General features: G+C 67.6%; 27 protein-coding genes and 2 pseudogenes. 15 read left to right on the top strand and 14 right to left on the bottom strand.

Annotated features, from left to right (window positions below; translation table 11 throughout):
* Nucleotides 1-9: 9 nt before the first annotated feature.
* The 4 genes from AC07NN_RS16335 to rplU form a co-directional block, all read right to left on the bottom strand.
* A complete protein-coding gene (locus AC07NN_RS16335; protein ID WP_494643006.1) occupies nt 10-1005 on the bottom strand; it encodes a glycoside hydrolase family 43 in 996 nt (331 codons plus the stop codon).
* A 67-nt stretch (nt 1006-1072) separates the two neighbouring features.
* Entirely contained in the window at nt 1073-1606 is a 534-nt protein-coding gene (locus AC07NN_RS16330) for a GNAT family N-acetyltransferase (protein WP_494643004.1), read from the bottom strand.
* Nucleotides 1607-1796: 190 nt separating this feature from the next.
* Nucleotides 1797-2066, bottom strand: coding sequence for a 50S ribosomal protein L27 (rpmA, locus tag AC07NN_RS16325; protein ID WP_096052697.1), 270 nt, complete (start codon nt 2064-2066; stop codon nt 1797-1799).
* A 31-nt stretch (nt 2067-2097) separates the two neighbouring features.
* On the bottom strand, nt 2098-2667 hold the full coding sequence (gene rplU / locus AC07NN_RS16320) for a 50S ribosomal protein L21 (RefSeq protein WP_494643001.1): 570 nt from the start codon (nt 2665-2667) through the stop codon (nt 2098-2100).
* Nucleotides 2668-2870: 203 nt separating this feature from the next.
* Between rplU and AC07NN_RS16315 the strand changes: the two genes are divergently transcribed.
* Nucleotides 2871-3500, top strand: coding sequence for a hypothetical protein (locus AC07NN_RS16315; RefSeq protein ID WP_494642999.1), 630 nt, complete (start codon nt 2871-2873; stop codon nt 3498-3500).
* A gap of 40 nt (nt 3501-3540) precedes the next feature.
* Entirely contained in the window at nt 3541-4683 is a 1143-nt protein-coding gene (locus tag AC07NN_RS16310; RefSeq protein ID WP_494642997.1) for a CobW family GTP-binding protein, read from the top strand.
* A 171-nt stretch (nt 4684-4854) separates the two neighbouring features.
* On the opposite strand, the gene AC07NN_RS16305 is transcribed toward AC07NN_RS16310, so the two are convergent.
* Both AC07NN_RS16305 and AC07NN_RS16300 read right to left on the bottom strand, forming a co-directional pair.
* Nucleotides 4855-5289 carry a biopolymer transporter ExbD gene (locus AC07NN_RS16305; protein WP_494642995.1) on the bottom strand — a complete coding sequence of 145 codons (435 nt, stop codon included), beginning with the start codon at nt 5287-5289 and terminating at the stop codon, nt 4855-4857.
* A gap of 140 nt (nt 5290-5429) precedes the next feature.
* Nucleotides 5430-5879, bottom strand: coding sequence for a biopolymer transporter ExbD (locus AC07NN_RS16300; RefSeq protein ID WP_494642993.1), 450 nt, complete (start codon nt 5877-5879; stop codon nt 5430-5432).
* 262 nt (nt 5880-6141) lie between these two features.
* Between AC07NN_RS16300 and AC07NN_RS16295 the strand changes: the two genes are divergently transcribed.
* The gene (locus AC07NN_RS16295) at nt 6142-7173 is read left to right on the top strand and encodes a WD40 repeat domain-containing protein (RefSeq protein ID WP_494642991.1); all 1032 of its coding nucleotides are present in this window, start codon (nt 6142-6144) and stop codon (nt 7171-7173) included.
* A gap of 17 nt (nt 7174-7190) precedes the next feature.
* On the opposite strand, the pseudogene AC07NN_RS16290 reads toward AC07NN_RS16295, so the two are convergent.
* Nucleotides 7191-7279: pseudogene (locus AC07NN_RS16290) on the bottom strand (hypothetical protein); the annotation flags it as partial.
* A gap of 15 nt (nt 7280-7294) precedes the next feature.
* Nucleotides 7295-7957: a nitroreductase gene (locus tag AC07NN_RS16285; RefSeq protein WP_494642988.1), complete on the bottom strand. Its 663-nt coding sequence runs from the start codon at nt 7955-7957 to the stop codon at nt 7295-7297.
* A 77-nt stretch (nt 7958-8034) separates the two neighbouring features.
* On the opposite strand from AC07NN_RS16285, the gene mtgA reads away from it, so the two are divergent.
* From mtgA to AC07NN_RS16270, 3 genes are all read left to right on the top strand, one after another.
* A complete protein-coding gene (gene mtgA, locus AC07NN_RS16280; protein WP_494644000.1) occupies nt 8035-8724 on the top strand; it encodes a monofunctional biosynthetic peptidoglycan transglycosylase in 690 nt (229 codons plus the stop codon).
* A 13-nt stretch (nt 8725-8737) separates the two neighbouring features.
* Entirely contained in the window at nt 8738-9286 is a 549-nt protein-coding gene (locus AC07NN_RS16275; protein ID WP_494642984.1) for a GNAT family N-acetyltransferase, read from the top strand.
* A 104-nt stretch (nt 9287-9390) separates the two neighbouring features.
* Nucleotides 9391-9798: a Ros/MucR family transcriptional regulator gene (locus tag AC07NN_RS16270; RefSeq protein ID WP_494642981.1), complete on the top strand. Its 408-nt coding sequence runs from the start codon at nt 9391-9393 to the stop codon at nt 9796-9798.
* On the opposite strand, the gene AC07NN_RS16265 is transcribed toward AC07NN_RS16270, so the two are convergent.
* Both AC07NN_RS16265 and AC07NN_RS16260 read right to left on the bottom strand, forming a co-directional pair.
* Nucleotides 9795-10541, bottom strand: coding sequence for a VOC family protein (locus tag AC07NN_RS16265; protein WP_494642979.1), 747 nt, complete (start codon nt 10539-10541; stop codon nt 9795-9797). The two genes, AC07NN_RS16270 and AC07NN_RS16265, sit on opposite strands and share 4 nt — an antisense overlap.
* Before the next feature lie 99 nt (nt 10542-10640).
* On the bottom strand, nt 10641-11390 hold the full coding sequence (locus tag AC07NN_RS16260; RefSeq protein ID WP_494642977.1) for a DUF899 domain-containing protein: 750 nt from the start codon (nt 11388-11390) through the stop codon (nt 10641-10643).
* A gap of 77 nt (nt 11391-11467) precedes the next feature.
* Between AC07NN_RS16260 and AC07NN_RS16255 the strand changes: the two genes are divergently transcribed.
* Entirely contained in the window at nt 11468-11899 is a 432-nt protein-coding gene (locus tag AC07NN_RS16255) for a MarR family winged helix-turn-helix transcriptional regulator (RefSeq protein ID WP_494642975.1), read from the top strand.
* A 108-nt stretch (nt 11900-12007) separates the two neighbouring features.
* On the opposite strand, the gene AC07NN_RS16250 is transcribed toward AC07NN_RS16255, so the two are convergent.
* On the bottom strand, nt 12008-12778 hold the full coding sequence (locus tag AC07NN_RS16250; protein ID WP_494642973.1) for a TOBE domain-containing protein: 771 nt from the start codon (nt 12776-12778) through the stop codon (nt 12008-12010).
* A gap of 69 nt (nt 12779-12847) precedes the next feature.
* Between AC07NN_RS16250 and modA the strand changes: the two genes are divergently transcribed.
* Both modA and modB read left to right on the top strand, forming a co-directional pair.
* The gene (gene modA, locus AC07NN_RS16245; RefSeq protein ID WP_494642971.1) at nt 12848-13606 is read left to right on the top strand and encodes a molybdate ABC transporter substrate-binding protein; all 759 of its coding nucleotides are present in this window, start codon (nt 12848-12850) and stop codon (nt 13604-13606) included.
* A 3-nt stretch (nt 13607-13609) separates the two neighbouring features.
* Nucleotides 13610-14284 carry a molybdate ABC transporter permease subunit gene (modB, locus tag AC07NN_RS16240; protein ID WP_494642969.1) on the top strand — a complete coding sequence of 225 codons (675 nt, stop codon included), beginning with the start codon at nt 13610-13612 and terminating at the stop codon, nt 14282-14284.
* 63 nt (nt 14285-14347) lie between these two features.
* Here the strand turns inward: modB and AC07NN_RS16235 are convergent, their stop codons facing one another.
* Both AC07NN_RS16235 and AC07NN_RS16230 read right to left on the bottom strand, forming a co-directional pair.
* A complete protein-coding gene (locus tag AC07NN_RS16235; protein WP_494642967.1) occupies nt 14348-16786 on the bottom strand; it encodes a TonB-dependent receptor in 2439 nt (812 codons plus the stop codon).
* A 205-nt stretch (nt 16787-16991) separates the two neighbouring features.
* Complete coding sequence (locus AC07NN_RS16230) at nt 16992-18176, bottom strand: acyl-CoA dehydrogenase family protein (protein WP_494642965.1); 1185 nt, start codon at nt 18174-18176, stop codon at nt 16992-16994.
* 93 nt (nt 18177-18269) lie between these two features.
* On the opposite strand from AC07NN_RS16230, the gene AC07NN_RS16225 reads away from it, so the two are divergent.
* Complete coding sequence (locus AC07NN_RS16225) at nt 18270-19016, top strand: helix-turn-helix transcriptional regulator (protein WP_494642963.1); 747 nt, start codon at nt 18270-18272, stop codon at nt 19014-19016.
* A gap of 3 nt (nt 19017-19019) precedes the next feature.
* A pseudogene (locus AC07NN_RS16220) lies at nt 19020-19114 on the top strand (hypothetical protein); the annotation flags it as partial.
* Between the two features lie 2 nt (nt 19115-19116).
* Here AC07NN_RS16220 and AC07NN_RS16215 read toward each other — a convergent pair.
* Entirely contained in the window at nt 19117-19773 is a 657-nt protein-coding gene (locus tag AC07NN_RS16215) for a TetR/AcrR family transcriptional regulator (RefSeq protein WP_494642961.1), read from the bottom strand.
* Nucleotides 19774-19941: 168 nt separating this feature from the next.
* On the opposite strand from AC07NN_RS16215, the gene AC07NN_RS16210 reads away from it, so the two are divergent.
* The 4 genes from AC07NN_RS16210 to AC07NN_RS16195 all read left to right on the top strand — a co-directional run bounded on the left by AC07NN_RS16210 (nt 19942) and on the right by AC07NN_RS16195 (nt 26104).
* Entirely contained in the window at nt 19942-20127 is a 186-nt protein-coding gene (locus AC07NN_RS16210; RefSeq protein WP_494642959.1) for a hypothetical protein, read from the top strand.
* Nucleotides 20128-20180: 53 nt separating this feature from the next.
* On the top strand, nt 20181-21362 hold the full coding sequence (locus AC07NN_RS16205) for an efflux RND transporter periplasmic adaptor subunit (protein WP_494642957.1): 1182 nt from the start codon (nt 20181-20183) through the stop codon (nt 21360-21362).
* Between the two features lie 144 nt (nt 21363-21506).
* Nucleotides 21507-24695 (top strand): efflux RND transporter permease subunit, encoded by a 3189-nt coding sequence (locus AC07NN_RS16200; protein ID WP_494642955.1) that lies wholly within the window; start codon nt 21507-21509, stop codon nt 24693-24695.
* A complete protein-coding gene (locus tag AC07NN_RS16195) occupies nt 24695-26104 on the top strand; it encodes an efflux transporter outer membrane subunit (RefSeq protein WP_494642953.1) in 1410 nt (469 codons plus the stop codon). Before AC07NN_RS16200 ends, AC07NN_RS16195 begins: the two co-directional genes overlap by 1 nt.
* Nucleotides 26105-26189: the final 85 nt, after the last annotated feature.

The raw sequence follows: 26189 nt of genomic DNA, 5'->3' as shown, positions 1-26189 counted from the left end.
CGGGGCAATTTACTTCAGCGGCGTGCGCACGATCGCGTCGCGATCGGTGCGCAGGGTCCCGTCCGAAGACACGTAAAGCTCCGAGACCTGGATCACCGAACGCTGGCTCCAGGTCGGATCGGCGTCGGCCTGCGACTCGTGGCCCTGCTGCACGAAGTAATAGAGATAGGCCTTGCCGTTGTTGACGAGGACGTCGGCGTGATGGCCGAGGTCCAGGTCGGTCAGGCGGCTCCCCGGCCGGTCCAGCAGCAGGCGCGCCTGACGGGTCCAGGTCTGGGCGTCGTCGGATTTCAGCGCGATCAGGCCGCGCCAGCCGTCGACGATCATCCACCACGATCCCTGGAAGAAGAACGCCTTGGGGCCCTCGGCCGCGAAGTCGCCGATCGGCGCGGGTTGGCGGGTCCAGGTCTTCAGGTCCGCGCTGTCGGCGGCGAAGACCCGGCTGTTGGCGCGCTCGTCCTTGAACCACAGGCGGTAGCCGCCGCCGGGCTTCTTGATGACGCCGGCGTCGATCACCCGGTCGGAGCCCAGGTCCAGCGTGTCGGCGCAGGTCCAGGCCTTCAGGTCCTTGCTGGTGAGGTGCACGATCTTGGCGGTGGCTTCCGGCACGCCCCAGCGATGGAACGTGCCCGGCACCACGCTCAGCCACATGTGATAGAGGCCGCCGTCGACGAAAACCTCGGGCGCCCACAGGGTCGCGCCAGTGCAGGCGGCCGGGATGTTCGCCGTCGCCTCATAGCGCCACGACAGGCCGTCCTTGGAGGTCGCCACGCCGATCGCCGTCTCGTGGACCCAGGCCACGTCCTTGGGATCGGCCAGACTGAGGCTGGCGCGGCGGGCGGTGTAGAACATCTTCCACTGCTTGCCGGCCTTGTCGCGGACGATCGAGACATCGGCCGCGCCGTCGAACACGGGATCGCGATAGAGCGGCTTGGGGGCCTGGGCGGAGGCGACGCCGGGCAGGACGGCGGCGGCGGCAAGAAGGCTCAGGACCAGGCGGCGCATGGCGGCTCCGAGAAAAGATCGCGGCGCTCCCCGTGGCCGCGATCCTCTCTCTACAGCACAGCTTCAATTAGGCCAGCCAGACCATCATCCGGGTCGCCGCCGGCTTGCCGCGCGCGATCGAGGGCTTGTCCTCGACGACCCCGGTGTAGAGGAAGCCGGCCTTGACCAGCACCCGGCCCGAGGCCTCGTTGTCGGCGAAATGGCCAGCGGTGACGTAGCGCTTCTTCCAGGCGTTGCGGGCCCAGTCGAGCGCGGCCTTGGTCGCCTCGGTGGCATAGCCGCGACCCCAGTAGGGGCGGCCGATCCAGTAGCCCATCTCGACCGGACCATCGGGGTTGGTGAACAGGCCCACGACCCCGATCAGGCCCTCGTCGGCCAGTTCGACCGCGAAGGTGTTGTCGCGTGCGCGGTCCTGCGTGCCGCAACGGGCCACGAAGTCCTCGGCGTGACCGCGGGTGTAGGGCGAGGGCATGCGCGTGGTCATGCGCGCGACGTCATGATCGACGCAGAAGGCCGCCACGCGTTCGACGTCGGCCTTGGCCGGAACGCGCAGCGTCAGCCGCTGGGTTTCGATGACGGGTCTTTCTTCAATGACGCACATCGGCGCCTCCCAGAGTTCTCCCGGTCCTTCTCTGTGGGGACCGTGACGCCGCCATGGCGAAGCTGGTTCAAGATGGCGGCGAGACAAAACAAAAGCGGGGAGCCCGGCGTTCCGGACTCCCCGCTAGAGATCGTCTGTCCGGATCGTCTTCTTCAAGAGAAGCACGATCCTGAAAAACTCTGGTTCGTGCTTACTCGGCCGGTTGAGCGGCCGGAGTTACCGTCACGTACGTGCGGTTATGCTTCTTGGTCACGAAGCCCACGGCACCTTGCACGAGGGCAAAGAGGGTGTGGTCCTTGCCGATGCCGACATTCGTGCCCGGATAGAACTTCGTGCCGCGTTGACGCACGAGGATGTTGCCAGCGAGAACCTTCTCGCCGCCGAACTTCTTCACGCCAAGGCGCTTCGATTCTGAGTCGCGACCGTTGCTCGACGAGCCGCCAGATTTCTTGTGAGCCATTGTGCTCTCCTACCTTTAGAAGGCGTCGCCGTTAGGCTTCGCCTTCCTCCGTCTTGGCGGCTGCCTTCTTAGGGGCGGCCTTCTTCTTCGGGGCGGCTTCAGCAGCCGGCTCGGCGGCGGCTTCAGCAGCCTTCGGAGCCTTGGCGGCCTTCTTCGGAGCGGCCGGAGCAGCTTCGACGCCGGTCGGGATCGAGAACGGGACAGCGGCGTCGCCGAGGCCACGCGCGCGGGCGTTCAGGATGACCTTCGGGGTCAGGTCAATCGTACCTTCCCACGTGGCTTCCTTGCCGGCGCCGGCGACCGACGTGACGCGCACGACGGTTTCCAGCTGGCGGTGACCGCGGGTGCGGCGGTAGCCCTGGCGACGGATCTTCTTGAAGATCTTCACCTTCTCACCCTTGCGGGTTTCGATAAGGGTCCCGGAGACGACAGCGCCGTCCACGGTGGGGGCGCCGACCGTCACGGCCTCGCCTTCGCCAAGCATCAGGACTTCACCGAAGGCCACGGCAGCGCCGGGTTCACCTTCGAGCTTTTCGACAACCAGCAGGTCGCCGGCTTGAACCCGGTACTGCTTGCCGCCGGTTTTGATCACCGCGTACATAGGTTAGCGCCTTAAAAACGTGCGTTCGCAAAATAGGGATCGCCCGCTCGGAAACCCGGCGGGCGAAGAGGGCGCGACTTATACAGCCGAGAGCCTGAGAGTCAACGCCGTTGGGGAGGAATCCGCGGCCTCGTGTCGCGAAACGTCGCGAGACCCTCGGAACCCCCTGGTGTGTTACTTTATAACACGCTATATGCCGTCTCGTGAACTCGACCTTCTTCGCCTCGATCGCCGCCACCGGCTTCGCCGTGGCCTTCCTGCACGCGGCCTTGCCCACGCATTGGCTGCCGTTCGTGCTGGTCGGGCGCGCGCAGAAATGGTCGACCGGGCGGACGCTGGGCGTGACCCTGCTGGCGGGCCTGGGCCACGTCGGCCTGACCATCGCCCTGGGCCTGGGCCTGGTGGTCGCCGGCCTGGCGCTACAGCCGTCGCTGGGCGGCCTGTTCCACTGGATCGTGGGCGGCCTGATGGTCGCCGTCGGTGTCTTCTATATCGTGCGCGGCCGTCACAACCACGCCCTGCCCGAGGCCGGGCGGCGGGTCTACGCCTCGGACCGCGCGGCGATCTTCGCCCTGGTCACCCTGCTGACCCTGTCGCCCTGCGAGGCGTTCCTGCCTTATTACCTGGCCGGCATGGAGCACGGCTGGCAAGCGTTCCTGGTGCTGAGCGCGGTGCTGATGGCCGCCACCTCGGCCGGCATGTTGATCTTCACCAGCCTCTCCCTGGCCGGTTTCAAGCGCCTGGGCCTGCACTGGGTCGAGCGCTACGAGGAGACCATCCTGGGCGTGGCCCTGGTGCTGGTCGGCCTGGCGGTAGCATTCTTCAAGACGTAAGCGGCTTCCGCTCGCGGCCCGAGGCTCCTAAATAGCGGCCATGACCCAAGCTTCTCCCGTTTCCGGCAAGATCCCCGTCACCGTGCTGACCGGCTATCTCGGCGCCGGCAAGACCACGCTGCTGAACCGCATCCTCACCGAGGAGCACGGCAAGAAGTACGCCGTGATCGTCAACGAGTTCGGCGAGGTCGGCATCGACAACGACCTGGTGGTCGGCGCCGACGAAGAAGTGTTCGAGATGAACAACGGCTGCGTCTGCTGCACGGTGCGCGGCGACCTGATCCGCGTCCTCCAGGGCCTGATGAAGCGCAAGGGCGGCTTCGACGCCATCATCGTCGAGACGACCGGCCTGGCCGATCCGGGCCCGGTGGCCCAGACCTTCTTCGTCGACGACGACGTCAAGGCGCGCACGGCCCTGGATTCGGTCACCGCCGTGGTCGACGCCAAGCACATCATGCTGCGCCTCTCGGACAGCAAGGAGGCCGTCGAGCAGATCGCCTTCGCCGACCAGATCGTGCTGAACAAGACCGACCTGGTCTCGGAAGACGACCTGCGCCACGTCGAGTCGCGCATCCGCCGCATCAACCCGCTGGCCCCGATCCACCGCGCCCAGCGTTCGAACGTCCCGCTGGACGCGATCCTGGGCAAGCACAGCTTCGACCTGGAGCGGATCACCGAGCTGGAGCCGTCGTTCCTGAACCCGGCCCACGGCGAGGCCGGCCACGTGCACGACGAGCACTGCGGCCACGACCACCACCATCACGACCATGACCATGGGCACGTTCACGACGAGCACTGCGGTCACGACCATCACCATCATGACCACGATCACGGCCATGGGCACGACCACGCTCATGACCACGGTCACGCCAGCGCGATCCACGACGACGGCGTGAAGGGCATCTCCCTGACGCTGGACAAGCCCGTCGACGGCCAGAAGATCACCGCCTGGCTGAACGACCTCCTGGCCAAGCGTGGCCCGGACATCCTGCGCGCCAAGGGCATCATCGACGTGAAGGGCGAGAACAAGCGTCTCGTCTTTCAGGCCGTGCACATGATCCTGGAAGGCGATTTCCAGCGCGAGTGGACCGACAAGGACAAGCGCTATAGCCGCATGGTCTTCATCGGCCGCGACCTGGACGAAGCCGAGCTGCGCGCGGGCTTCGAGTCGACGGCGGCCTAATTACCGATTTTCCCTCTCCCTTGCGGGAGAGGGTGGCCCGCAGGGCCGGGTGAGGGGTTGAAAGACAGGACCGCCGCGACCGGCCTTTCGGCTAGTCGCGGCGGTTTTCGTTTGTGCGACCCCTCATCCGTCAGCTTTGCTGGCACCTTCTCCCGCAAGGGGAGAAGGGGATTAGTGCAGGTCCTCGTTGACGATCCCGACCCTGGTCCAGCCTTGGTCGTGCAGTTCGTTGATGACGGCCATGAAGGTCTCGTAGGGCACGTCGGCCTGGCCGCTGATCATCACCCGCTGCTCGCCGCGCGGGCCGGCCTGGCCATCGGCGATGAAGCGGGCGTTCAGATCGCCGGACAGCGCATCCAGCCTGGTCGCCTGGCCCGCCAGGAACAGCGCGCCCGAGTTCTGGATCGTGATGACGACCGGCTTGGTCGTCGGCTTGTCGAATGACGGCGGCGGCAAATCGACCTTCAGCGAGGTCACGGCCGTCGGCACGGCGACCATGAAGATCACCAGCAGCACCAGCAGGATGTCCACGAAGGGCGTGACGTTGATGTCCGCGTTCTGGCGGATCGCATGGCGTCCGCCGCCGCCCGAGAGTTTCGCCGCCATGGCCTGCATCCCTTTCTCGTTGCGAAGTTACAGATGTAGATTGCGCTCGTTTCTACAATTGTAAAGTCGGAACTTGCGGGCACGAAAAAGGGGCCGGACGTTTCCGCCCGGCCCCTGATTTTTTCGATCGTCGAAGTTGCTTAGTGCAGGTCTTCGTTGATCAGACCGACCTTGAACCAGCCCGAGGTCTGCAGCTGGTTCAGGACGCCCATGAAGTCGGCGTACAGCACGTCGGCGTCGGCGCGGATCATGACGCGCTGTTCGTCCTTCGGACCGGCTTGACCGGTGGCCGCGAACTTGGCGTTCAGGTCGATTTCCAGGTTGTCCAAGCTGGTCTGCTTGTCGGCGATGAAGATCGCGCCCGACTTCTGGATCGAGATGAAGACCGGTTCCTTCGGCTTCGGAGCGTTCGGCGGCGGCGGCGAGGCCGGCGGCAGATCGATCTTGATAGAGGTCACGGCCATCGGCACGGCGACCATGAAGATGATCAGCAGAACCAGCAGAATGTCCACGAAGGGCGTGACGTTGATTTCGGAATTCTGGCCCAGCGAATAACGGCCACCGCCGCCGCCAGCAAGTTTAGCCGCCATAGCCTGACTGTCTCCCAGAAGGTCGCGCCGCTCGGGGCGCGCCTGAAATGTCGTTACCTGGCCACGTCTGGCGCAGACGGGCGCGGAAGTAAAGCCCGACGACGCATCGCAATGGCAACCCCTTTTCGAGTCTTTTTTGCCGAACGCCGTTCGAACAGGCGCCTTGTGGGGTCAGGGTTCGCGCACGGCGCGAAACGCGCCGTGGAGGCGGGGTTATTGAAAGAGTCTGGTCGTGGCGGGTCCGGCGCCTTATCTCGCGCGCATGATCTTTTCTTTCGACGCCTTCGTCACCGACGCCCTCTTTGACCGCTCCGGCCGCGCCATGTTCGCCCTGGGCGACGGCACGGTTCGCCTGCAGACCGAGGAGGGATTCGTCACGGTCGAGGCCCATGACGGCGCGGTCCTGGCTGCGGCCGTCCATCCCAGCGGCAATGGCGTCGTCACCGGTGGCGATGACGGCAAGGTCGTCTGGAGCCGAATCGACTCTGGTTCCAAAGGGGCAGAGGTCGCCGCCACGCTGATCGCCGAGGTGAAGGGCCGCTGGATCGAGCATGTCGCCGCCAGCGCCGCCTCGGGCCTGGTCGCCTTCACGGCCGGCAAGGACGTCCACGTCCGCGACGTCGCCGACCCGGCCTTCGCCAGGACCTTCGCGCACGAGAAGACGGTGTCGGGCCTGGCCTTCGAGCCCAAGGGCCGGCGCCTGGCCTCGGTTTCCTACGGCGGGGCCTATCTCTGGTACGCGCGCATCGCCGACCAGAAGCCGACCCTGCTGAAATGGGCCGGCAGCCACATCGCCGCCGCCTTCAGCCCGGACGGCAAGTTCCTGATCTCGTCGATGCAGGAGAACCAGCTGCACGGCTGGCGCCTGTCGGACAGCAAGGACATGCGGATGGGCGGCTACCCCTCCAAGATCAAGAGCGTGGCCTTCTTCGACAAGGGCAACCTGCTGGCCACGGCCGGCGCCTCGGGCGCGGTCATCTGGCCGTTCGCCGGCGCCAACGGCCCGATGGGCAAGGAAGCGGCCGAGATCGGCTTTTCCCGCGATTCGATGGTCGTCCGCGTGGCGGGCATCGACACGCACCCGGTCTGCCTGGCCGCCCAGGACAACGGCAAGATCTGGGCCGCCCACATGCGCAACGGCCGCATCGAGACCGTGAAGGCCGAGAAGGGCGCCTCGATCAGCGCCCTGTCGGTCAGCGCCGACGGCAAGTTCTTCGCCTGGGGCGACGAGGACGGCGAGGCCGGGGTGGTGGAAATCCCGGACATCAGCGGGCCGCGGCAGTTCGCGGGGTAGCCGGCTGGCTCATTGCCGCGTCCTCGCCCTTCGACAGGCTCAGGGTGAGGCCGTGAGAGCGCGGCGATAAAGACACCTCATCCTGAGCCTGTCGAAGGACGAGGATGTCGCCCCAAGCGCCTCAGAACCCCTTCAACTCCCCCCACTCCTCGAACGGCGCCCGCTGGCTGCGGAAGTTGTTCACCGGTGCGGCCTCGTCGCGATAGCCCAGGGCCATGCCGGAGAACAGCATGTGGCCTTCGGGCAGGCCGACATGGTCGTCGACGATCTTGTTGTAGTGCGACCAGAACTCCTGCGGGCAGGTGTCCAGGCCGCGCTCGACGGCCAGCAGCATGAAGGTCTGCATCAGCATGCCGACGTCGCTCCATTGCGGCGGGCCGCAGCGGCGGTCGATCGAGAAGAACAGCTGCACCGGCGCCCCGAAGCCCTGGCCGTTGGTCGAGAACCACTGCAGGCGGGCCAGCTTGTCCTCGCGCGGGATGCCTAGCGCTCCGTAGAGGTCCTCGCCGACCTGGAAGCGGCGGCTGCGCAGTGGCTCCCACAGATTGGCGGGATAGACGTCATATTCGATGGGATCGGGCGCGGCGACGCGGGCCAGCATGGTCGCCTTCAGCTTTTCCAGCGGCTCGCCCGCTACGACCTGCACCCGCCAGGGCTGGAGATTGCCGCCGGACGGGGCGCGGGCGGCGGCCTCGAGGAGCTCGCGGATCAGGCCGCCGTCGACCGGATCGGGCTTGAAGGCGCGCACCGACATGCGGCGGTTGACGGCGTCGATCACGTCCATCGAAAGCTCCCTGCTCTTATCCCGCGACAGCGGCGATGGCTCTGGTTAGCATCCGTCCGCAGCGTCAAGACAAGGGTATCGGGGGCTTCGTGCGGCGGCTTTTGCGGAACATCGCGCTGGCTCTGTTCATCGTGCTGGTGGCGGGGCCAGTCGTGGCGGTGATCATCTACCGCTTCCTGCCGCCGCCGGTGACGCCGCTGATGGTGATCCGCGCCGTCGAGGGAAAGGGCCTCGATCACCGCTGGATCTCGATCGACAAGGTCTCGACGGCCCTGCCGCGCGCCCTGATCGCCGCCGAGGACGCCAAGTTCTGCGACCACCGCGGCTTCGACTTCGACGCCCTGCAGAAGGCCTACGCCAACAACGAAACGGGCCGGAAGATCCGGGGCGGCTCCACGATCAGCCAGCAGACGGCCAAGAACGTCTTCCTGTGGCCGGGCCGCAGCTACGTCCGCAAAGGGCTGGAGGCCTGGTTCACGGTCCTGATCGAGACGCTCTGGGGCAAGAAGCGGATCATGGAGGTGTATCTGAACTCCATCGAGTACGGCCCGGGCATCTACGGGGCCGAGTCGGCCTCGCGGCGCTATTTCGGCGTCGGCGCCGACAAGCTGACCCAGGCCCAGGCCTCGCGCCTGGCGGCCATCCTGCCCAGCCCGCTGAAGTGGAAGGTGGTCAAGCCGGGCAAGTACGTCGCCAAGCGCAGCAAGAAGATCGGCAGGGCCTCGGGGACGGTGCGCCGCGACGGCCTGGCGGAGTGCGTCGGCTAAAGAGGAGAGGGCCATGAACGTCGCGCCGGGACCCACGCTGGAGACGCAGCGCCTGATCCTGCGTCCGCCCGCCGACGCCGACCTGGACGGCTGGGCGGAGATGATGGCCGACCCCGTCGCCTCGCGCTTCATCGGCGGTCAGCAGCCCCGCGCGGTGGCCTGGCGGTTCATGGCGACCATGGCCGGGTCCTGGGCGCTGAACGGTTTCGGCATGTTCTCGGTGATTGAGAAGGAGAGCGGCCAATGGCTGGGCCGCATCGGCCCGTGGCGCCCCGACGGCTGGCCGGGGAACGAGGTCGGCTGGGGTCTGCATCCTTCGGCCTGGGGCCAGGGCTACGCGGTCGAGGCCGCCGAGGCCACACTGGACTGGGTCTTCGACTACCTCGGCTGGACGGAGGTCATCCACTGCATCGACCCGGAGAACACGCCCTCGCAGAAGGTCGCCCAGCGCCTGGGCTCGACCAATGGCGGACGGGGCAAGCTGCCGCCGCCGTTCGAGGATCACGTCGTCGACCTGTGGGGGCAGACGGTGGCCCAGTGGCGAGTGCGTCCCCGTCGTTAAGGCGGCGGGGTTCGTCGCATTGGGCATGCGACGCAATATTCCCCGCGTTCCAATTTTCCGGTGCGGCTAAGGCAGGGTCATCGCCGCCGCTGGGGAACGACGCCATGGACCATCCCGCCACGCCCACCCTGGGCCTGACCGCCCGGATCATCAGCGCCTATGTCTCGGCCCACCAGCTGGAGAGCGCGGAACTGCCGGTGCTGATCCGCACCGTGCACGATGTGCTGGACGACGCGGCCAAGCCGCCTCGGCCGTCGTCGCCCGTGCGGCCGTCGACCCTGCCGAGCTCGGCCCAGATCCGACGCAGCATCCGTCCCGACGCGCTGGTGAGCTTCGTGGACGGCAAGGCCTACAAGACCCTGCGCCGCCACCTGCATCGTCATGGCCTGACCGAGGCGGCCTATCGCGTCCGCTACGGCCTGCCGGACGACTATCCGATGACGGCGCCGGAGTACCGTGACCGCCGCAGCGCGATGGCCAAGGCCTCGGGTCTTGGCCGCACCAAGCGCTAGCCGCGCATCCCGAGGAAGGCGAAGTAGCCGCCCTGCGGATCCTTGGCGTTGACCACGAAGGCGCCGCCGGGGACCTCGTGCGGGCCCATCAGGACCTCGCCGCCATTGGCCTTCACCCGCTCGACGGCCGAGTCCACGCCGTCGACGCCGAAGTAATAGAGCCAGTGAGGGCCCAGTCCCGACTGGGTGTCGCTGTACAGGCCGCCGAACGCCTGCTCCAGGCCGAAGGTCTGGTAGACGCCCATCTCGCCCATCGGCACGGTGTCGTGCTTCGTCCAGCCGAACAGGCCCGAATAGAAGTCGAAGGCCTTCTCCCAGTCGGCGGCGTGCAGCTCCGACCAACCCAGCGAGCCGGGCGACATCGGCGCGGGACGGGGCGGGGCCTGGTCCAGCGCGCCCCTGAACAGCACGAACATCGCGCCCTGCGGGTCGGCGACGACGGAAAAGCGGCCGACGTTCGGGATGTCCTGCGGCGCCTTGTGGACCTGGCCGCCGGCGACCTCGACCTTCGCGGTGAAGGCGTCCACGTCATCGACGGCGATGTAGCCCAGCCAGCCTGGCGGCGCGCCTTGCATCTCCAGCATGCCGCCGACGTGGATGTCGCCGGGCGCCTTGAAGATCGTGTACGGACCGGCCGGACCCGAGGACATCTCGGTCCTCCAGCCGATCACCTTGGCGTAGAAGTCGCCGGCGGCGTTGGCGTCGGTCGTGACGAGCTCGAACCAGCAGAAGTCGTTGGCCATGCGGGTCTCCCATGGGGCTTGGCGTGAGCCTCGGGCGCGAGGCTGGATTTGGACGCGGGCAGCGTCTCGACGAAGGCGCTCCAGGACCGGATCATGACGTCAGGCGGCGGCACCGCAGCAGGCGGCTTTCGGAGCGTCCTCGTACTCGTCGTGGCGGCGGACCCAGTCCATGCCGCCCGCCTCGTTGCGGCCCAGCGGCGCGCGGTCGAGGATCATCAGCGTGCCCAGCAGTTCCTCGGCGCCGCGAGCGAAGGTCGAATAGGTGTGGAACACCTGGCCGTCCGCATCGCGATAGAAGGCCGACAGGCCGGGCAGCTCGTCGTGCCCCTGCGAGGCCGGCAGGTCGATGAAGTTGTAGTTGATGGTCTCGCCGGCCAGCTCGTCGGCCGAGAACGAGACGCGGAAGTCGGTGTTGAAGTCACTCTCGAACGCCGACACCCACGGGAAATGCCAGCCCATGCGGCGCTTGTAGGCGGCGATCTTGTCGAGCGGTGCGCGCGCCACGGCGACCAGGGTGACGTCGTGGTGGTTCAGGTGCGCCAGCATCCCGTCGAAATGGTCGGCCATGAACGAGCAGCCGGGGCAGCCCGCCTCCCAGTCCGGACCCAGCATGAAGTGGTAGATCAAGAGCTGGCTGCGGCCCTCGAAGAGGTCGGTCAGGGTCTTCTTCCCGGTCGGGGTGTCGAAGACATAGTCCTTGTCCAGCTGGACCCAGGGCAGGGCCATGCGCTCGGCGTTCAGGGCGTCGCGGGCGCGGGTGTGGGCCTTCTCCTTCAGCAGAAGGGCGCGGCGCGCCTCCAGCCAGTCCGCGCGGGAAACCACCGCATGCTTTTCTGGGGCCTGCGACATCACATCCTCCGTAAGCTGAGCAACTTCGACTTGACTTTTTACGTTGATATCAACATAACTTGGATATGTCAAAGCCCGTGGCGATTCCCTTCGAAACCACGCTGCATGTCCGCGATACGTGCCTGTGCCTGCATGTCCAGCGCGCCGCCCGGGCCCTGGCCCGGCGCTTCGACGAGGCCCTGCGCCCGGTGGGGCTGACCAACGGCCAGTTCTCGCTGTTGATGTCACTGAACCGGCCCGAGCCGGCGGGGCTGGGCGGGGTCGCGAACCTGCTCGCGATGGATCGCACCACCCTGACGGCGGCGCTGAAGCCGCTGGAGCGTCGGGGTCTGCTGGCCATCGCGCCCGACCCCAAGGACGGCCGCGCCCGGGTGCTGAGCCTGACACCGGACGGGCGGGCGGTGCTGGCGCAAGCCCTGCCGATCTGGACCCGTGAGCACGGCAAGCTGGATGAGGAACTGGACGGTGGGCCGGACGCGCTACGGGCGGGCCTGAGGACGATCGCCTAGGGCCGTGGCCCGTCCTCGCCCTTCGACAAGCTCAGGGTGAGGACGACTTTAGGCGCTGCATTAGAAACCTCACCCTGAGCCTGTCGAAGGGCGAGGTTTCGGTCCTCCCTAGTCGACCGCCAGGATCACATCGGACGCCGCAATCCACGCGTCCACCTTTGCGCCCACAGGCAATCCCCACGCCACGTCACCCGGCTTCAAGGTCGCCACCAGGCTCTTCCCCGCCGCGAGCGCGATCGTCACCTCGGCCGAAGTCTCGCCGGCCTCGCGATCGACGATCTCGCCGGCCAGGCGATTGTCGCCGTCACCCTCACCAAGCCGCACGAAGCTGGACTTGATCAGCGCCACGGCGGGACGTCCGACCGTCAGGCCCAGATCCTCGATGCTGCGCTGGGTGATGGAAGAGCGCAGGCTCAGCCCCTCGCCCAGCGACAGGGTGACGACCGCCGTGACGCCGTCGCCCTCGACCGCCGTGACCACCCCGCGCAGAGCATTGCGGGCGCTGGTGCGCAGGCCCAGGCTCCAGAGCAGGTCGGCGTCGCCGGAGAGGTCCGCCTCCAGCCGCGCGAAGGCCGCACCGACCTCGCGCTCGGCGGCGCGGAAGGCGCGGATCACCGCCTGGCCGCGCGGGGTGACCCGGGCCGCCCCGCCGCTCTTGCCGCCGGGCGCGGCGCTGACCAGCGGCGCGTCGAACAGATTGTTCAGCGCCTGCACCCCGTCCCAGGCGCCCTTGTACGACAGCCCAACCTGCTTGGCGGCGGCGCTGATCGAGCCCAGGTGGGCGACGGCTTCCAGCAGGGCGATGCGCTCCAGCCCCACGCGGGCCAGGCCGCCGCGCTTGAGGATCAGGGAGGCGCTGAAGTCGGCGTCTTCACTCACTGGTCGGGTCTCGATTTCATCGTTATGTAGTCGATCTGCATAACCGCAGCCGTTCACTAGGATTACCAGATGATCGCCCGTCGTCCGATGCTGATCGCCGCGCTTTCCGGCGCCTTGTCGTTGATGCTGGGCGGAGCCGCCTTCGCCGGCGAGACCAAGGTGGCCGTGGCCGCCAACTTCACGGAAGCGGCCAAGGAGATCGCCGCCAAGTTCAAGGTCAAGACGGGCCATGACGCGACGCTGAGCTTCGGCTCGTCGGGCCAGTTCTACACCCAGATCGCCAACGGCGCGCCGTTCGAGGTTTTCCTGTCGGCCGACGTCGAGCGTCCGCAGAAGGCCGAAGCCGAGGGCCTGGCGGTTCCGGGTTCGCGCTTCACCTACGCCACGGGCCGCCTGGTGCTGTTCAGCAAGACGCCGCGCCTCGTCGACGGGAAGGGCAAGGTGCTCGCCGCCAGCAAGTTCGAGAAGCTGTCCATCGCCGACCCCAAGGCCGCGCCCTATGGCGTGGCGGCGGTCGAGACCCTGACCAAGCTGAAGCTCTACGACACGCTGAAGCCCAAGATCGTCACGGGCTCGTCGATCACCCAGGCCTACCAGTACGTCCAGACCGGCGCGGCCGAGCTGGGCTTCGTGGCGCTGTCGCAGGTGATCAACGAGCAGGGCGGTTCGCGCTGGGTCGTGCCGGCTTCGAACCACACGCCCATCGAGCAGCAGGCGGTCCTCCTGAAGACCGGCGAGGACAGCGAGGCCGCCAAGGCCTTCCTGAAGTTCTTGAAGAGCGGCGAGGCCAAGGCGATCATCAAGCGCTACGGCTACGAGGTTCGCTAATCCATGACGGAAGTCCTGTGGCTGACGGCCAAGCTGGCGGGGATCACCACGATCCTGCTGCTGGTCCTGGCCACGCCGCTGTCCTGGTGGCTGGCGCGCGGGCGTTCGAGCCTGCGGACGCCGGTCACGGCGCTGGTCGCCTTGCCGATCGTGCTGCCGCCGACCGTGCTGGGCTTCTACCTGCTGATCGCCCTGGGCCCGAAGAGCCCGCTAATGGCGCTGCTGCATCCGTTCGGGATCCGCACTCTGGCCTTCACCTTCGAGGGCCTGGTGATCGGCTCGCTGATCTACTCCCTGCCGTTCGCGGTGCAGCCGCTGCGCAACGCCTTCCTGGCCATTGGTAACGAGCCGCTTGAAGCCGCGGCCTGCCTGGGCGCCTCGCGCTGGCAGAGCTTCTGGCGGGTGGCCCTGCCGCTGGCCCTGCCGGGCTATGTCGCCGCCGCCATCCTGACCTTCGCCCACACGGTCGGGGAGTTCGGGGTGGTGATGATGCTGGGCGGCAATATCCCCGGCGAGACCACGGTGCTGTCGACCGAGATCTACCGCCTGGTCGAGGCGCTGGAGTGGGGCGAGGCGCACCGCCTGTCGCTGCTGCTGCTGGTCTTCGCCTTCCTGGTGCTCTTCACCCTGCTGGGTCTTGAGGCGCGCTCGAAGATCCTGCTGCGGACCCGCACATAAAGAAGGAGCGCGACGTGGGGACGTCGCGCTCCAGGTTACCGAGATTGGGAACTCGAACTCGGACTAGAATTTCCAGGTCAGCGACGCCCCGTAGGTCGTCGGCTTGCCCGGGAAACGGACCACGACGTTGGCGTTGCTGCTGACGGCGCTCCAATAATATTCGTTGGTGATGTTGCGGCCCCAGACCGACAGGTCCCAGCCCTTGCTCGGCGAGGAGACGCCGATGCTGGCGTTGAGCAGGCCGTAGCTGTCGATGACGAACAGCGGGTTGGCCTCCAGGTCGGCGTGCGACTTGGCCTGCCAGCGGCCGTTCAGGGCCGCGTTCAGCTCCAGGTCATCGCCGATCGGCTGCTTGAACAGGGCCGTCAGGCCGCCCTGGAATTTCGGACTGTAGAGGAACTCGGCGCCGTCGAAGCTCTGCGACTTCCCGGCCGAGTTGATGCCGGTGTAGCCCTTCACCTCGGTGTGCAGCCAGGTGGCCGAGGCGATCAGGGTCAGGGCCCGCGTGGCGCGCCAGGTGATGTCGCCGTCCAGCCCGTGGGCCTCGCCCTTGGGCACGTTGGCCAGCCGCGAGAGGGCCGTATAGATCGGGTCGGCGAAGTACACCGACAGCTGCTTGTCCTTGTAGTCGTAGTAGAAGGCGCTGAGGTTGGCCTGGACGCGGCGGTCGAACAGCCCGGCCTTCACCCCGACCTCGTAGGCGGTCAGCAGTTCCTGGTTCGCCGGGGCGTTCTGGGTCGAGATGTTGGCGGCGTTGATCGGCGTGGCGCCGGCCTTGGCGCCTCGCGAGATCGAACCGAACACCAGGACGTTCTCGGCCGCCTGCCAGTCCAGGGCGGCGCGCCAGGCGATGTTGTCCTCGTCCAGGGTCGAGGACACGAAGCCGAAGCTCTTCTTGGCCGGATCGAAGGTGTTGCACCCGCCTTGGGTGATCGGCGCGACGAGGCCGTAGGCGGCGGAGAACAGGTAGCGGTTGACGACATTGACGTTGGGCAGCATCGAGCCGCCAGAGTCGCGCGAGCAGCCGACATAGTCCTGCTTGTCCTGGCTGTAGCGGACGCCCAGGGTCAGTTTCAGCGTTTCGGTCAGGGCGTGGTCGGCATTGGCGAAGACGCTCCAGGTCTTGGTCTCGATATTGCCGACGTCTTCATAGGTGCGGAACGCCTGGCTCATCTGCAGGGCGGTGTAGCCGCCGCTGTTGAACGGCGTGGCCAGCAGGGACGCGCCGTAGAAGCGGATCGTGCCGACATTGGCGTTCTGGCCCAGCAGGGTGCGGTTGCTGTCATAGATCTTGTCGCGGGCGACATAGGCCCCGACCAGCCACGAACCCTTGTCGGTGCGGCCCTCGAAATGCAGCTCCTCGGCGGCCGACTTGATGTCGCCGTGGGCCTTCTGGATCAGCACCTCGTAGGGCGCGCCGCTCCAGTCGAAGACGGCCTTGCGGGTCAGGCGGTTCAGGCTGGTCAGCGAGACCATGCGGACATTGTCGGAGAGATCCCAGCTCACCCGCAGCTTGCCGGCGTGGAACTGGTCGTTCTCGCGCAGAGGGTCCTTGATGCCCAGGCCGATCCCGACATCGACGCCGCGCACGGACAGCGGCGCCCAGTCGGCCTGGCTGGCCTTGGTCGGGGCGTTGGCGGCGATGTAGCTGACGATGCCCGGCGCGTTGAACGGACTGGCGGCGGTCGCGGGCGTGAAGCCGATGCCCTGGGCCGCCACGGTGTCGGACTTGTTGGCCCAGCCGGAATAGCTGGCCTCGACCTCGACCGTGTCGGTCGGCTGCATGGCCAGCGACAGACGCCAGCCGTCGCGATCGACCTTGCCCTGGCGCTCGCCGCGGCTGTTGGAGATCTGCCAGCCCTTGTCGCTGTTCTCCATGCGGAAGGCCGCCCGGCCCCGCACGCGCGGACCCAGGGCGCCGCTGACCACGCCTTCGAGGTTGTAGGTCTTGTAGTTCCCGGCCTCGGCGGTCAGCGAGCCCTCGAACTCTTCGGTCGGCTTGGCGGTCACGAAGTCGATCAGGCCGGCGGTGGTGTTGCGGCCGTAGAGCGTGCCTTGCGGACCCTTCAGCACCTCCACCCGCTCCAGGTCGAAGACCGGGCCGGTGTTCATGAACGGATAGGCGTAGGCGACTTCGTCCCAATAGGTGCCGACGGTCGAGGTGGCCGACAGGTTGATGGTGTTGAAGCCGATGCCGCGCAGCGTATAGGTCGGCACGCCCTGATAGCTCTGGCTGACCGTGAAGCTGGGCGCGACGGTCGAGAGGTCCTTGGGATCGGTGACCCGCAGCTGCTGCAGGGCCTCGCCGCTGAACGCCTGGATCGGCATGCCGACGCTGTTGGCGGTCTCCTCGCGGCGCTGGGCCGTGACCACCAGGGTGTCGATGGTCAGGGTCTCTTCCGGCTTCGGCTGCGGCTGGCTCTGCGCCAGGGCGGGCGCCGCCATGGCCAAGGCGAGCGCCGACACGCTCAGGGTCAAGATCAGGCGATTAGATCCCGGCATCCGTTCTTACCTCCCTCTGGTCGCGCCTACATTGGGTGCGAGCTTTGACGGGAGCGTGCGGGGAGGGGCTTCGCGTAACAAGCTATCGGAAATGATAGGGGAGGGGGGCGAAACTTCGCCCTTCGACAAGCTCAGGGTGAGGTTTCTCCTGATACGGCGCCGGCATTCGTCCTCACCCTGAGCCTGTCGAAGGGCGAGGACGGCCCTACAGCCCCAGCACTAGCTTGGCGATGATGTCGCGCTGGATCTCGTTGGAGCCGCCATAGATCGAGGCGGCGCGATTGTTCAGGTAGCGAGCCATGGTCGTCAGGCCGTGTTCGGGGCCGACGGGGGTCTCGTTCGAGCCGGCCTCGCGGGCCTTGGGCTGGTGCGGGGCGACGTAGGTCGCCAGGGCGTCGACGCCCGCTTCGTCCAGGCGCTGGAGTTGCTCGGAGCCCTGGAGTTTCAGGATCGATGACGCCGGCCCCGGCTTGCCGCCGGCGGCCAGGGCGCTCAGCACCCGGCGCTCGGTGATGTCGATGGCCAGGGCGCCGATCTCGGCCTCGGCCAGGCGGCGGCGATAGTGGGGATCGTCCAGCAGGTCCTCTGCTTGGACGACGCCACGCAGGCGCTCGAGCCCCGCCTGCAGACCGGCCGCGTAGCCGCCGCCGCGCTCGAATTCCAGCAGGTGCTTGGCAACGGTCCAGCCCTGGTTCTCCGCGCCCAGCCGATCGGCCTGCGGCGTGCGGACATCGTCGAAGAACACCTGGTTGACCTCGTGCTCGCCGGCCAGGGTGACGATCGGATCGACCTTGATCCCAGGCCGGTCCATCTCGATCAGCAGGAAGGTGATGCCGGCCTGCGGCTTGCCCTCGGTCGAGGTGCGGACCAGGCAGAACATGTGGCTGGCCCAGTGGGCATGGGTGGTCCAGATCTTCGAGCCGTTGAGGACATAGTCGTCGCCGTCCGGCGTCGCGCGCATCTGCAGGGAGGCGAGGTCGGAGCCCGAACCCGGCTCGGAATAGCCCTGGCACCAATAGTCCTCGCCCGACAGGATGCGGGGCAGGTAGCGGGCCTTCTGCTCCGGCGTGCCGAACGTCATGATCGCGGGCGCCACCATCCGCAGTCCCATCGGCGCGAGGTTCGGCGCGCCGGCGCGGGCGCATTCGGCGAAGAAGACGTGGCGTTGGATGTCGGTCCAGCCGGGGCCGCCGTACTCGATCGGCCAGGTCGGCGCCGCCCAGCCCCGAGCGTGCAGGATGCGCTGCCAGGCCAGGCTGTGGACCTTGTCGCAGAAGACGCTGGTCATCCGCCGGCCGGCCTCGCGCAGCGTTGGCGTCAGGTTCGCGCCGAGAAAGCCGCGCACCGTGTCGCGAAAGGCCAGGTCGTCCGCCGACAGTTCCAGATCCATCCGCAGATTCCTCCCGCCGACATCGTCGGGGAAACTTGCGAAAGCGCGGGGCGGGCGCGCAAGCTATCGGAACCGATAGGGGAAGCGGTCTCGATGCTCAGCAAGACGGACGACAGCGAACGTCTGGCGCGGGTCACGACCCTGGCCGAGCGCGTCCGCGACCTGGGCGCCGAAATCGGCCTGCCCTATGTCGCCGCCAGCGCCGACATCTCCAGCCCCGAGCCGATGCTGGGCAAGGACGGCAAGCCGCTGGCCGAGACGACGTTCGAGTGGCTGGACAGTTCGCTGCGCTACTGGCGCGACCGAGCCTTCGCCCTGCGCGCCCCGTTCATCCTGGCCGCGCGCTATACGGCCGAGCCTTTCTTCTACCATCAGGGCCGGTTCTCCAGCTGGCGGCCGCTGCCGAGGCTGGAGGCGATCGAGGTGGCCGAGGCCGCCGAGGCGTTCGGAGTGCAGGCGGCGATCATCTGCCCGACCTACCTGACCAGCGGCGTGATCGGGGCGGTGGTCTGGGCGTCATCGACGCCCGTGGCCGACCTGCAGGCGCTGTACGAAGCGCGAGGCGACGAGCTGCACGGGGCGGCGTTGCGGCTGGTCTGCGCCTATCGCGACGGTCGCGACGACGACGCCCCGCCGGTGCGGCTGACCAAGCGCGAGATCCAGTGCCTGAAGTGGGCGGCGGCGGGCAAGACCGACGCCGACATCGCCCAGATCATTGGGATTTCCGGGCCGACCGTGCGCTTCCACGTCCAGAACGCGGCGCTGAAACTGCGGGTGGCCGGCAGAGCCCAGGCCATCCACCGGGCGGCGGGGTTGGGGTATATCGGGGCGGGGGCTTAGGGGCCGTTCTCGCCCTTCGACAAGCTCAGGGTGAGGACTACTGTTGCGGCCCAACAGTCGAAAACCTCATCCTGAGCTTGTCGAAGGACGAGGTTTTCGCTCAGCACCCATCCAGATGGAATTTGATCAGCGCCTTGGCTGAGCGCGCCACGGCCTTGACCGGACCACCGGCGCCGAGCGTCACGCGCGCCCCCGAAGCGCCTTCCATCAGCAGCATCAGGGAGTCGGCCAGGTCGTCGTCCTTGGCGCCGGCGGCGCGGGTCAGGGCGTTGATCCGGCGGTACAGCTCTTTCTTGTAGTTGACCGAGACCACCTGCGCCGGGTGGTTCTCCTCGTGCAGCTCGATGGCGGCGTTCGACAGCGGGCAACCCAGGACGTCGGCGTCGCAGGCCTTGGTCTCGAAGGCGTCGAAGATCGCCTCGAGCTGCTTGCGCGGGTCGGTGCAGCAGCAAGCGGTGACGCCTTCCCACCAGGCCCAGTACTCGCGCTCCTGCTCGCGCAGGACCTCGGCGACCAGCTCGTCCTTGGACGGGAAGTTCCGATAGAGCGTCATCTTGGTGGCGTCGGCTTCGGACGCGATTGTCTCGACGCCCACCGCGCGGATGCCGTGCTGATAGAACAGCTCGCGCGCGGTTTCGAAGATCCGGTCCCGCGCGGGACGCTTGGACACGGGCGCTCCCGTGGCTGCCTGTTGGGCAGTCCCCGCAGCGGTTTCCGTGTCGCCCCCGACAACGTCCCCAGAATTTCTCGTCGCCATTTTGGCCGTGCTCTCCTTGACGTGGGAGTTACCGGTCAGTATCTCTCCGCCATGGAGATGATACCGAACGGTCTCGTCACATCCTAAATCGTCCTTCCGGTCGCCCGGGTCAAGTAACAGCCCTTGCGACATTTACTCCCTTAGACCCCAAAAAAGGAGCGCGCGCCAATGCCCCCGCAAGCGAACGACACCGCCGCCGCATCCCAGACCAAGTCTTCCAAGGGGTTTCTGGGCTTCATGAAGCCCCGCGACGGCTCCAAGCGCCATTGGGCAGGTCACTCGACTGTCCGCAGCCTGGGCCAGACCTGGTCTTCGAACACCCGAGGGTCGGCCCGCCGCCCCGTCTGGGAATGATCAAGAAAATCCTCCCCGCCTTTACCGCTTCACCCCCTGACAGGGTCCCCCTCATGCGTATCCAACCCGTCATCACGTCCTTCGCCGGCCTGGCCGCCGTGGCCGTGCTGGCTGCTTGCTCGGCCCAGGCCAAGCAGGAAGCCGTCGCCGCCCCGCCCGTGCAGGTCACCGTCACCGACGTCGCCTTCAAGTCGCTCCGCCAATGGGACGACTTCACCGGCCGCCTCGAGCCGGTCGACACCGTCGAGATCCGGCCCCGCGTTTCGGGCTATGTCGACGGCGCCCAGTTCGCCGAGGGCGCCCGTGTCCACAAGGGCCAGGTGCTCTTCCAGATCGACCCGCGCCCCTACAAGGCCGAGGCCGACCGCGCCGCCGCCGAGGTGTCGCGCGCCAAGGCTCAGCTGGATCTCGCGACCATCAACCGCGAACGCGGCCGTCGCCTGATCGAGCAGAACGCCCTGGCCCAGAGCGAATTCGACCGGCTGTCGTCGGAAGAGCGCGCCGCCCAGGCCAATGTCTCTGCCGCCCAAGCCGCCTACCAGACCGCCCGCCTGAACCTGGAATGGACGCGGGTGACCTCGCCGATCGACGGCCGGGTCTCCAAGACCATCATCACGCGCGGCAACCTGGTCACCCAGGCTTCCCTGCTGACGACCGTGGTGTCCGACACCCCGATCTACGCCGAGTTCAACGCCGACGAGCAGACCTTCCTGAAGTACGCCTCGGCCGAGCGCGGCAAGAACGGCCCGGTCTATATGGGCCTGATGACCGAGGACGGTTATCCGCACGAAGGCAAGCTGTCGTTCATCGACAACGCCCTGGACGCCAAGAGCGGCACCATCAACGGCCGGGCGATCTTCGCCAATGCCGATGGCCGCTTCACGCCGGGCCTGTTCGCCCGCATCCGCCTGGTCAGCGCCGAGACGAAAGAGGTGGCCCTGGCCCCCGATCGCGCCATCGCGACGGATCTGGGCAAGCGCTACGTCGTGGTCGTCAACAGCGCCAACAAGGCCGAGTATCGCCCGGTCGAGATCGGTCCGCTGGCCGGCAACCTGCGCATCATCCGCACCGGCCTGAAGCCGGGCGACCGGGTGGTCGTCGGCGGCCTGCAGAAGGTCAAACCGGGCGACACCGTCGCCCCGGTCAAGGTCAAGACCGACCTCGCCGACCTCTCGCAGCTGGAAGTCGCTGGCCGCCAGATCGCGCAGGCCGCCCGGTCCTCCGGCCAGAACTAACTGAAGCGTAGCGCCCGGCTCGCGTGTCTGAGCCGGGCGTCTTTTTCGGGTCTCAACGGTTCCTGTCGCCCGCCGCTTGGCGGGGGAGGGGCCGCTTGTGCCCTACGCGTACCCGTTTTCAGCCTCTCCCCAAGGCGTATCGCCATGAATTTCTCGAAGTTCTTCGTGAACCGACCGCGCTTCGCGGCCGTGCTCTCCATCATCATCTTCATCGCCGGCCTGGTGTCGCTGCCGCGCCTGCCGATCTCCGAATATCCGGAAGTCGTGCCGCCCACCGTGGTGGTGCGCGCGGCCTATCCTGGCGCCAACCCGTCCGTCATCGGCGAGACGGTGGCGGCACCTCTGGAACAAGCCATCAACGGGGTCGAGGGGATGATCTACCAGTCGTCCCAGTCGGCGTCCGACGGGGCGATGATCCTGACCGTCACCTTCGCGCTCGGCACCGACCTGGATAAGGCCCAGGTGCAGGTGCAGAACCGGGTGGCCCAGGCCCTGCCCAAGCTGCCGCAGGAGGTCCAGCGCATCGGCGTGACGACCAACAAGGCCTCGCCCGACCTGACCCTGGTCGTGCACATGATCTCGCCGAACAACCGCTACGACATGCTGTATCTCAGCAACTACGCGCAGCTGAACGTCCGCGACCGCCTGAAGCGGATCGACGGGGTCGGCGACGTGCAGATCTTCGGCGCGGGCGCCTACTCGATGCGCGTGTGGCTGGACCCGGAGAAGCTGGCTGCCCTGCAGATGACCGCCGGCGATGTCGTCCGGTCCCTGCGCGAGCAGAACGTCCAGGTCGCCGCCGGCCAGCTGGGCGCGCCGCCCAACGCGGGCTCCGGCGCCGACTTCCAGCTGTCGATCAACGCCCCCGGCCGCCTGACCGACGAGGAGCAGTTCCGCGACGTGATCGTCCGCTCGGGCGCCGACGGCCAGATCACCCGCCTGGGCGACGTGGCCCGCGTGGAGCTGGGCGCCGACAACTACGCCCTGCGCTCTCTGCTCGACAACAAGTCCGCCGTCGCCGTACCGGTGTTCCAGCGCCCGGGCTCGAACGCCTTGGAGATGGCCGCCGAGGTCAAGAAGACCATGAAGGAGCTCAAGAAGGAGTTCCCCGAGGGCGTCGACTACGAGATCATCTACGACACCACGGCCTTCGTGCAGGAAAGCATCGACTCGGTGGTCCACACCCTGATCGAGGCCATCATCCTGGTCGTGCTGGTGGTGGTGCTGTTCCTGCAGGGCTGGCGCGCCTCGATCATTCCGCTGATCGCCGTGCCGGTGTCGCTGGTCGGCACCTTCGCGATCCTCTTGATGCTGGGCTTTGGCCTCAACGCCCTGACGCTGTTCGGCCTCGTCCTGGCCATCGGCATCGTCGTCGACGACGCCATCGTCGTGGTCGAGAACGTCGAGCGCAACATCACCAACGGCCTTGAGCCGGCGGCCGCCACGCGGAAGGCCATGACCGAGGTCACGGGTCCGATCATCTCCACGGCCCTGGTGCTGTGCGCGGTGTTCATTCCGACCGCCTTCATCAGCGGCCTGTCGGGCCAGTTCTATCGCCAGTTCGCCCTGACCATCGCCATCTCGACGGTGATCTCGGCCATCAACTCCCTGACCCTGTCGCCGGCCCTGGCCGCCGTCCTGCTGCGCTCGCATGATGCGCCGAAGGACCGCTTCCAGAAGCTGATCGACGCCGCGCTGGGCTGGCTGTTCAACCCCTTCAACCGCTTCTTCGCCAAGGCCTCCAGCGGCTATGTCGGCGGCGTCGCCAAGACCCTGGGCCGCTCCACCGCCGCCCTGGCGCTCTACGGCGGCCTGCTGATCCTGACCGTCTTCGCCTTCGCCAAGACGCCGGGCGGCTTCGTGCCCCAGCAGGACAAGGCCTATGTGGTCGCCGTCGTGCAGCTGCCCGACGCGGCCTCGCTGGATCGCACCGAGGCGGTGATCCGCCAGATGGGCGACATCGCCATGAAGGTGCCGGGCATCAAGCACTCGGTGGCCTTCCCCGGCCTGTCGGCCAACGGCTTCATCAACGCCCCGAACGCCGGCGCCGTGTTCTTCCCGCTCGACGACTTCAAGAACCGTCGCGGCGAGACGATGTCGGCCGGCGCCATCGTCGGCGAGCTGAACCAGAAGTTCGCCGCCATTCCCGACGCCCAGATCGCGGTCTTCCCGCCGCCGTCCGTGCAGGGCCTGGGCACCATCGGCGGCTTCCGGATGCAGATCGTCGACAAGGCCGGCCTGGGCTCGGAAGAGCTCTACAAGGCCACCCAGAACGTCATCGCCAAGGCGTCGAAGGACCCGGCCCTGGCAGGGATCTTCTCCAGCTACCAGGTCAGCGTGCCGAAGATCCAGGCCGACATCGACCGCGAAAAGGCCCGGGCCCAGGGCGTGTCCCTGACCGACCTCTTCGAGACGATGCAGGTCTATCTGGGCTCGCTGTACGTCAACGACTTCAACCGCTTCGGTCACACCTACCAGGTCAACGTCCAGGCCGATCAGAGCTTCCGCCTGCAGCCCGAGCAGATGCTGCGCCTGCAGACCCGCAACGGTCAGGGCCAGATGATCCCGCTGGGCGCTTTCGTCTCGTTCAAGGAAGCCACCGGTCCCGACCGCGAGAGCCACTACAACGGCTACCTGACCGCCGAGATCAACGGCGGCCCGGCGCCCGGCTTCTCGACCGGCCAGGCCCAGAAGGCCCTGGAAGACATCGCCAAGTCGGAACTGCCCAACGGCATGGCCTTCGAGTGGACCGAGCTGACCTACCAGCAGATCCTGGCGGGCAACACGGCGGTCTTCATCTTCCCGCTCTGCGTGCTGCTGGCCTTCCTGGTGCTGGTCGCGCAGTACGAAAGCTGGAGCCTGCCGCTGGTCGTCATCCTGATCGTCCCGATGACCCTGCTGTCGGCCCTGGCCGGCGTGTGGATCAGCAAGGGCGACAACAACATCTTCACTCAGATTGGCCTGATCGTGCTGGTAGGGTTGGCGTGCAAGAACGCCATCCTGATCGTGGAGTTCGCCAAGGAACGCGAGGAGCACGGCGACAGTCCGCTCCAGGCGGTGCTTGAGGCCTGCCGCCTGCGCCTGCGTCCGATCCTGATGACCTCGATCGCCTTCATCATGGGGGTCTACCCCCTGGTGGTGTCGCACGGGGCCGGGGCCGAGATGCGCCGCGCCATGGGCGTGGCGGTGTTCTCGGGGATGCTGGGCGTGACCCTGTTCGGCCTGATCCTCACGCCTGTCTTTTACTACGTCATCCGTCGCACCACGGCCCGCCGGGCCGCGGCCAAGGCGGCGCTGGCCAATTCGGCGGCTCCGGCCGCGGAGGCTCACTGATGCCTGTTCTTGCTAAGACCCTGCGGGCCGCGCTGATCGCCGGCCTCTCCCTGACGGCCGTCGCCTGCGCGGTAGGGCCGAACTACAAGGCGCCGGCGACCCCGCCGGCGGCCTTCCAGAACGCCGACCCGGCCGTCTTCACCGCCGCCAATCCGGAAGCCGAATGGTGGAAGGCGTTTGGCGACCCGGTCCTCGACCAGCTGGTCGGCCAGGCCCTGGGCGCCAATCTCGACCTGAAGATCGCCGTCGCCCGCGTCGGCGAGGCCCGGGCCCTGTTCACCGAGCAGAAGCTGGACCTCCTGCCGCACGTCACCGCCGACGGGACCTACGTGAAGAGCGACCAGCAGCAGCCAGGCTCCAACGGCAAGCGCGTCGAAGGCCAGACCTACCAGGCCGGCTTCGACGCCGGCTGGGAGATCGACCTCTTCGGCCGCGTCCGTCGTGGTGTCGAGGCGGCAGGCGCCGAAGCGGGCGCCACCGAGGCCGAGCTGCGCAACGCCCAGGTCACGGTCGCCGCCGAGGTGGCCCGCAACTACCTCGAACTGCGCGGCGCCCAGGCTCGCCTGAAGGTCGCCAACCGCAACCTCGAGACCCAGCGCGAGACCGTGCGCCTGACCAAGGTGCGGTTCGACGCCGGGGCCGGCAGCCCGATCGACGTCGCCTCGGCCCAGGCCCGCCTCAACGCCACCGAGGCGGCGATCCCGGTCCTCATCACGGCCGAGAAGCGCGCCAACTACCGGCTCGCCGTCCTGACCGGTCAGCGCCCCGGCGCGCTGGACGCCCTGCTAACGGCGCGCGACGTCGACACCCGTCCGCTGATCACCGCCCTGCCGATCGGCCAGGCCGGCGACCTGCTGCGCCGGCGTCCGGACGTGCAGGCCGCCGAGCGTCGCCTGGCCTCGTCGACCGCTCAGGTCGGGGTGGCCACGGCCGACCTCTTCCCGCGCGTCTCGGTGACCGGCTTCGTCGGCTTCCTGTCGGGGACCTCGGCCGGTTTCGGAAACGGCGCCAGCAAGGCCTGGTCGGTGGCCCCCAGCGTCAGCTGGCCGGCCCTCGACCTGGGCAGCGCCCACGCCCGCCTGCGCGCGGCCCGGTTCCGTGACGACGCGGCCCTGGCCAATTACGACCAGACGGTGCTGCGTGCGCTGGAGGACCTGGAGAACGCGCTCGTCTCCTACCGCCAGCAGCAGGCCCAGCTGAACAGTCTGACCGACCAGGCCGCCGCCTCGCGCCGCGCGGCCGAGCTGGCGCGGATCCAGTACAAGGAAGGCGGCATCGACTTCCTGGTCCTGCTCGACGCCGAGCGCACGCTTCTGGCCGCCGAGGACGCCCTCAGCGTCGCCGAGACCGGCGTCAATACTGACGTCGTGGCCATCTACAAAGCCCTGGGCGGCGGCTGGAAGGCCTGATCCCGACAGCCTCCGGGCGAGTGCGTCACCCTGTCGCATAGGGGGAAATAACACCGGTTTCCCCGGTGGTATTTCCCCTTCGTCC

Source organism: Caulobacter sp. GW821-FHT09H08 (assembly GCF_059415885.1).
This window is presented reverse-complemented; position numbering and strand designations above follow the sequence as displayed.

What these genes read in the sequence shown, in the direction of transcription:
- AC07NN_RS16335 (WP_494643006.1), bottom strand. Translation starts at nt 1,005, where the DNA reads ATGCGCCGCCTGGTCCTGAGCCTTCTTGCCGCCGCCGCCGTCCTGCCC.
- AC07NN_RS16330 (WP_494643004.1), bottom strand. Translation starts at nt 1,606, where the DNA reads ATGTGCGTCATTGAAGAAAGACCCGTCATCGAAACCCAGCGGCTGACG.
- rpmA (WP_096052697.1), bottom strand. Translation starts at nt 2,066, where the DNA reads ATGGCTCACAAGAAATCTGGCGGCTCGTCGAGCAACGGTCGCGACTCA.
- rplU (WP_494643001.1), bottom strand. Translation starts at nt 2,667, where the DNA reads ATGTACGCGGTGATCAAAACCGGCGGCAAGCAGTACCGGGTTCAAGCC.
- AC07NN_RS16310 (WP_494642997.1), top strand. Translation starts at nt 3,541, where the DNA reads ATGACCCAAGCTTCTCCCGTTTCCGGCAAGATCCCCGTCACCGTGCTG.
- AC07NN_RS16305 (WP_494642995.1), bottom strand. Translation starts at nt 5,289, where the DNA reads ATGGCGGCGAAACTCTCGGGCGGCGGCGGACGCCATGCGATCCGCCAG.
- AC07NN_RS16300 (WP_494642993.1), bottom strand. Translation starts at nt 5,879, where the DNA reads ATGGCGGCTAAACTTGCTGGCGGCGGCGGTGGCCGTTATTCGCTGGGC.
- AC07NN_RS16295 (WP_494642991.1), top strand. Translation starts at nt 6,142, where the DNA reads ATGATCTTTTCTTTCGACGCCTTCGTCACCGACGCCCTCTTTGACCGC.
- AC07NN_RS16285 (WP_494642988.1), bottom strand. Translation starts at nt 7,957, where the DNA reads ATGGACGTGATCGACGCCGTCAACCGCCGCATGTCGGTGCGCGCCTTC.
- AC07NN_RS16275 (WP_494642984.1), top strand. Translation starts at nt 8,738, where the DNA reads ATGAACGTCGCGCCGGGACCCACGCTGGAGACGCAGCGCCTGATCCTG.
- AC07NN_RS16270 (WP_494642981.1), top strand. Translation starts at nt 9,391, where the DNA reads ATGGACCATCCCGCCACGCCCACCCTGGGCCTGACCGCCCGGATCATC.
- AC07NN_RS16265 (WP_494642979.1), bottom strand. Translation starts at nt 10,541, where the DNA reads ATGGCCAACGACTTCTGCTGGTTCGAGCTCGTCACGACCGACGCCAAC.
- AC07NN_RS16260 (WP_494642977.1), bottom strand. Translation starts at nt 11,390, where the DNA reads ATGTCGCAGGCCCCAGAAAAGCATGCGGTGGTTTCCCGCGCGGACTGG.
- modA (WP_494642971.1), top strand. Translation starts at nt 12,848, where the DNA reads ATGATCGCCCGTCGTCCGATGCTGATCGCCGCGCTTTCCGGCGCCTTG.
- modB (WP_494642969.1), top strand. Translation starts at nt 13,610, where the DNA reads ATGACGGAAGTCCTGTGGCTGACGGCCAAGCTGGCGGGGATCACCACG.
- AC07NN_RS16235 (WP_494642967.1), bottom strand. Translation starts at nt 16,786, where the DNA reads ATGCCGGGATCTAATCGCCTGATCTTGACCCTGAGCGTGTCGGCGCTC.
- AC07NN_RS16230 (WP_494642965.1), bottom strand. Translation starts at nt 18,176, where the DNA reads ATGGATCTGGAACTGTCGGCGGACGACCTGGCCTTTCGCGACACGGTG.
- AC07NN_RS16225 (WP_494642963.1), top strand. Translation starts at nt 18,270, where the DNA reads ATGCTCAGCAAGACGGACGACAGCGAACGTCTGGCGCGGGTCACGACC.
- AC07NN_RS16215 (WP_494642961.1), bottom strand. Translation starts at nt 19,773, where the DNA reads ATGGCGACGAGAAATTCTGGGGACGTTGTCGGGGGCGACACGGAAACC.
- AC07NN_RS16210 (WP_494642959.1), top strand. Translation starts at nt 19,942, where the DNA reads ATGCCCCCGCAAGCGAACGACACCGCCGCCGCATCCCAGACCAAGTCT.
- AC07NN_RS16205 (WP_494642957.1), top strand. Translation starts at nt 20,181, where the DNA reads ATGCGTATCCAACCCGTCATCACGTCCTTCGCCGGCCTGGCCGCCGTG.
- AC07NN_RS16200 (WP_494642955.1), top strand. Translation starts at nt 21,507, where the DNA reads ATGAATTTCTCGAAGTTCTTCGTGAACCGACCGCGCTTCGCGGCCGTG.
- AC07NN_RS16195 (WP_494642953.1), top strand. Translation starts at nt 24,695, where the DNA reads ATGCCTGTTCTTGCTAAGACCCTGCGGGCCGCGCTGATCGCCGGCCTC.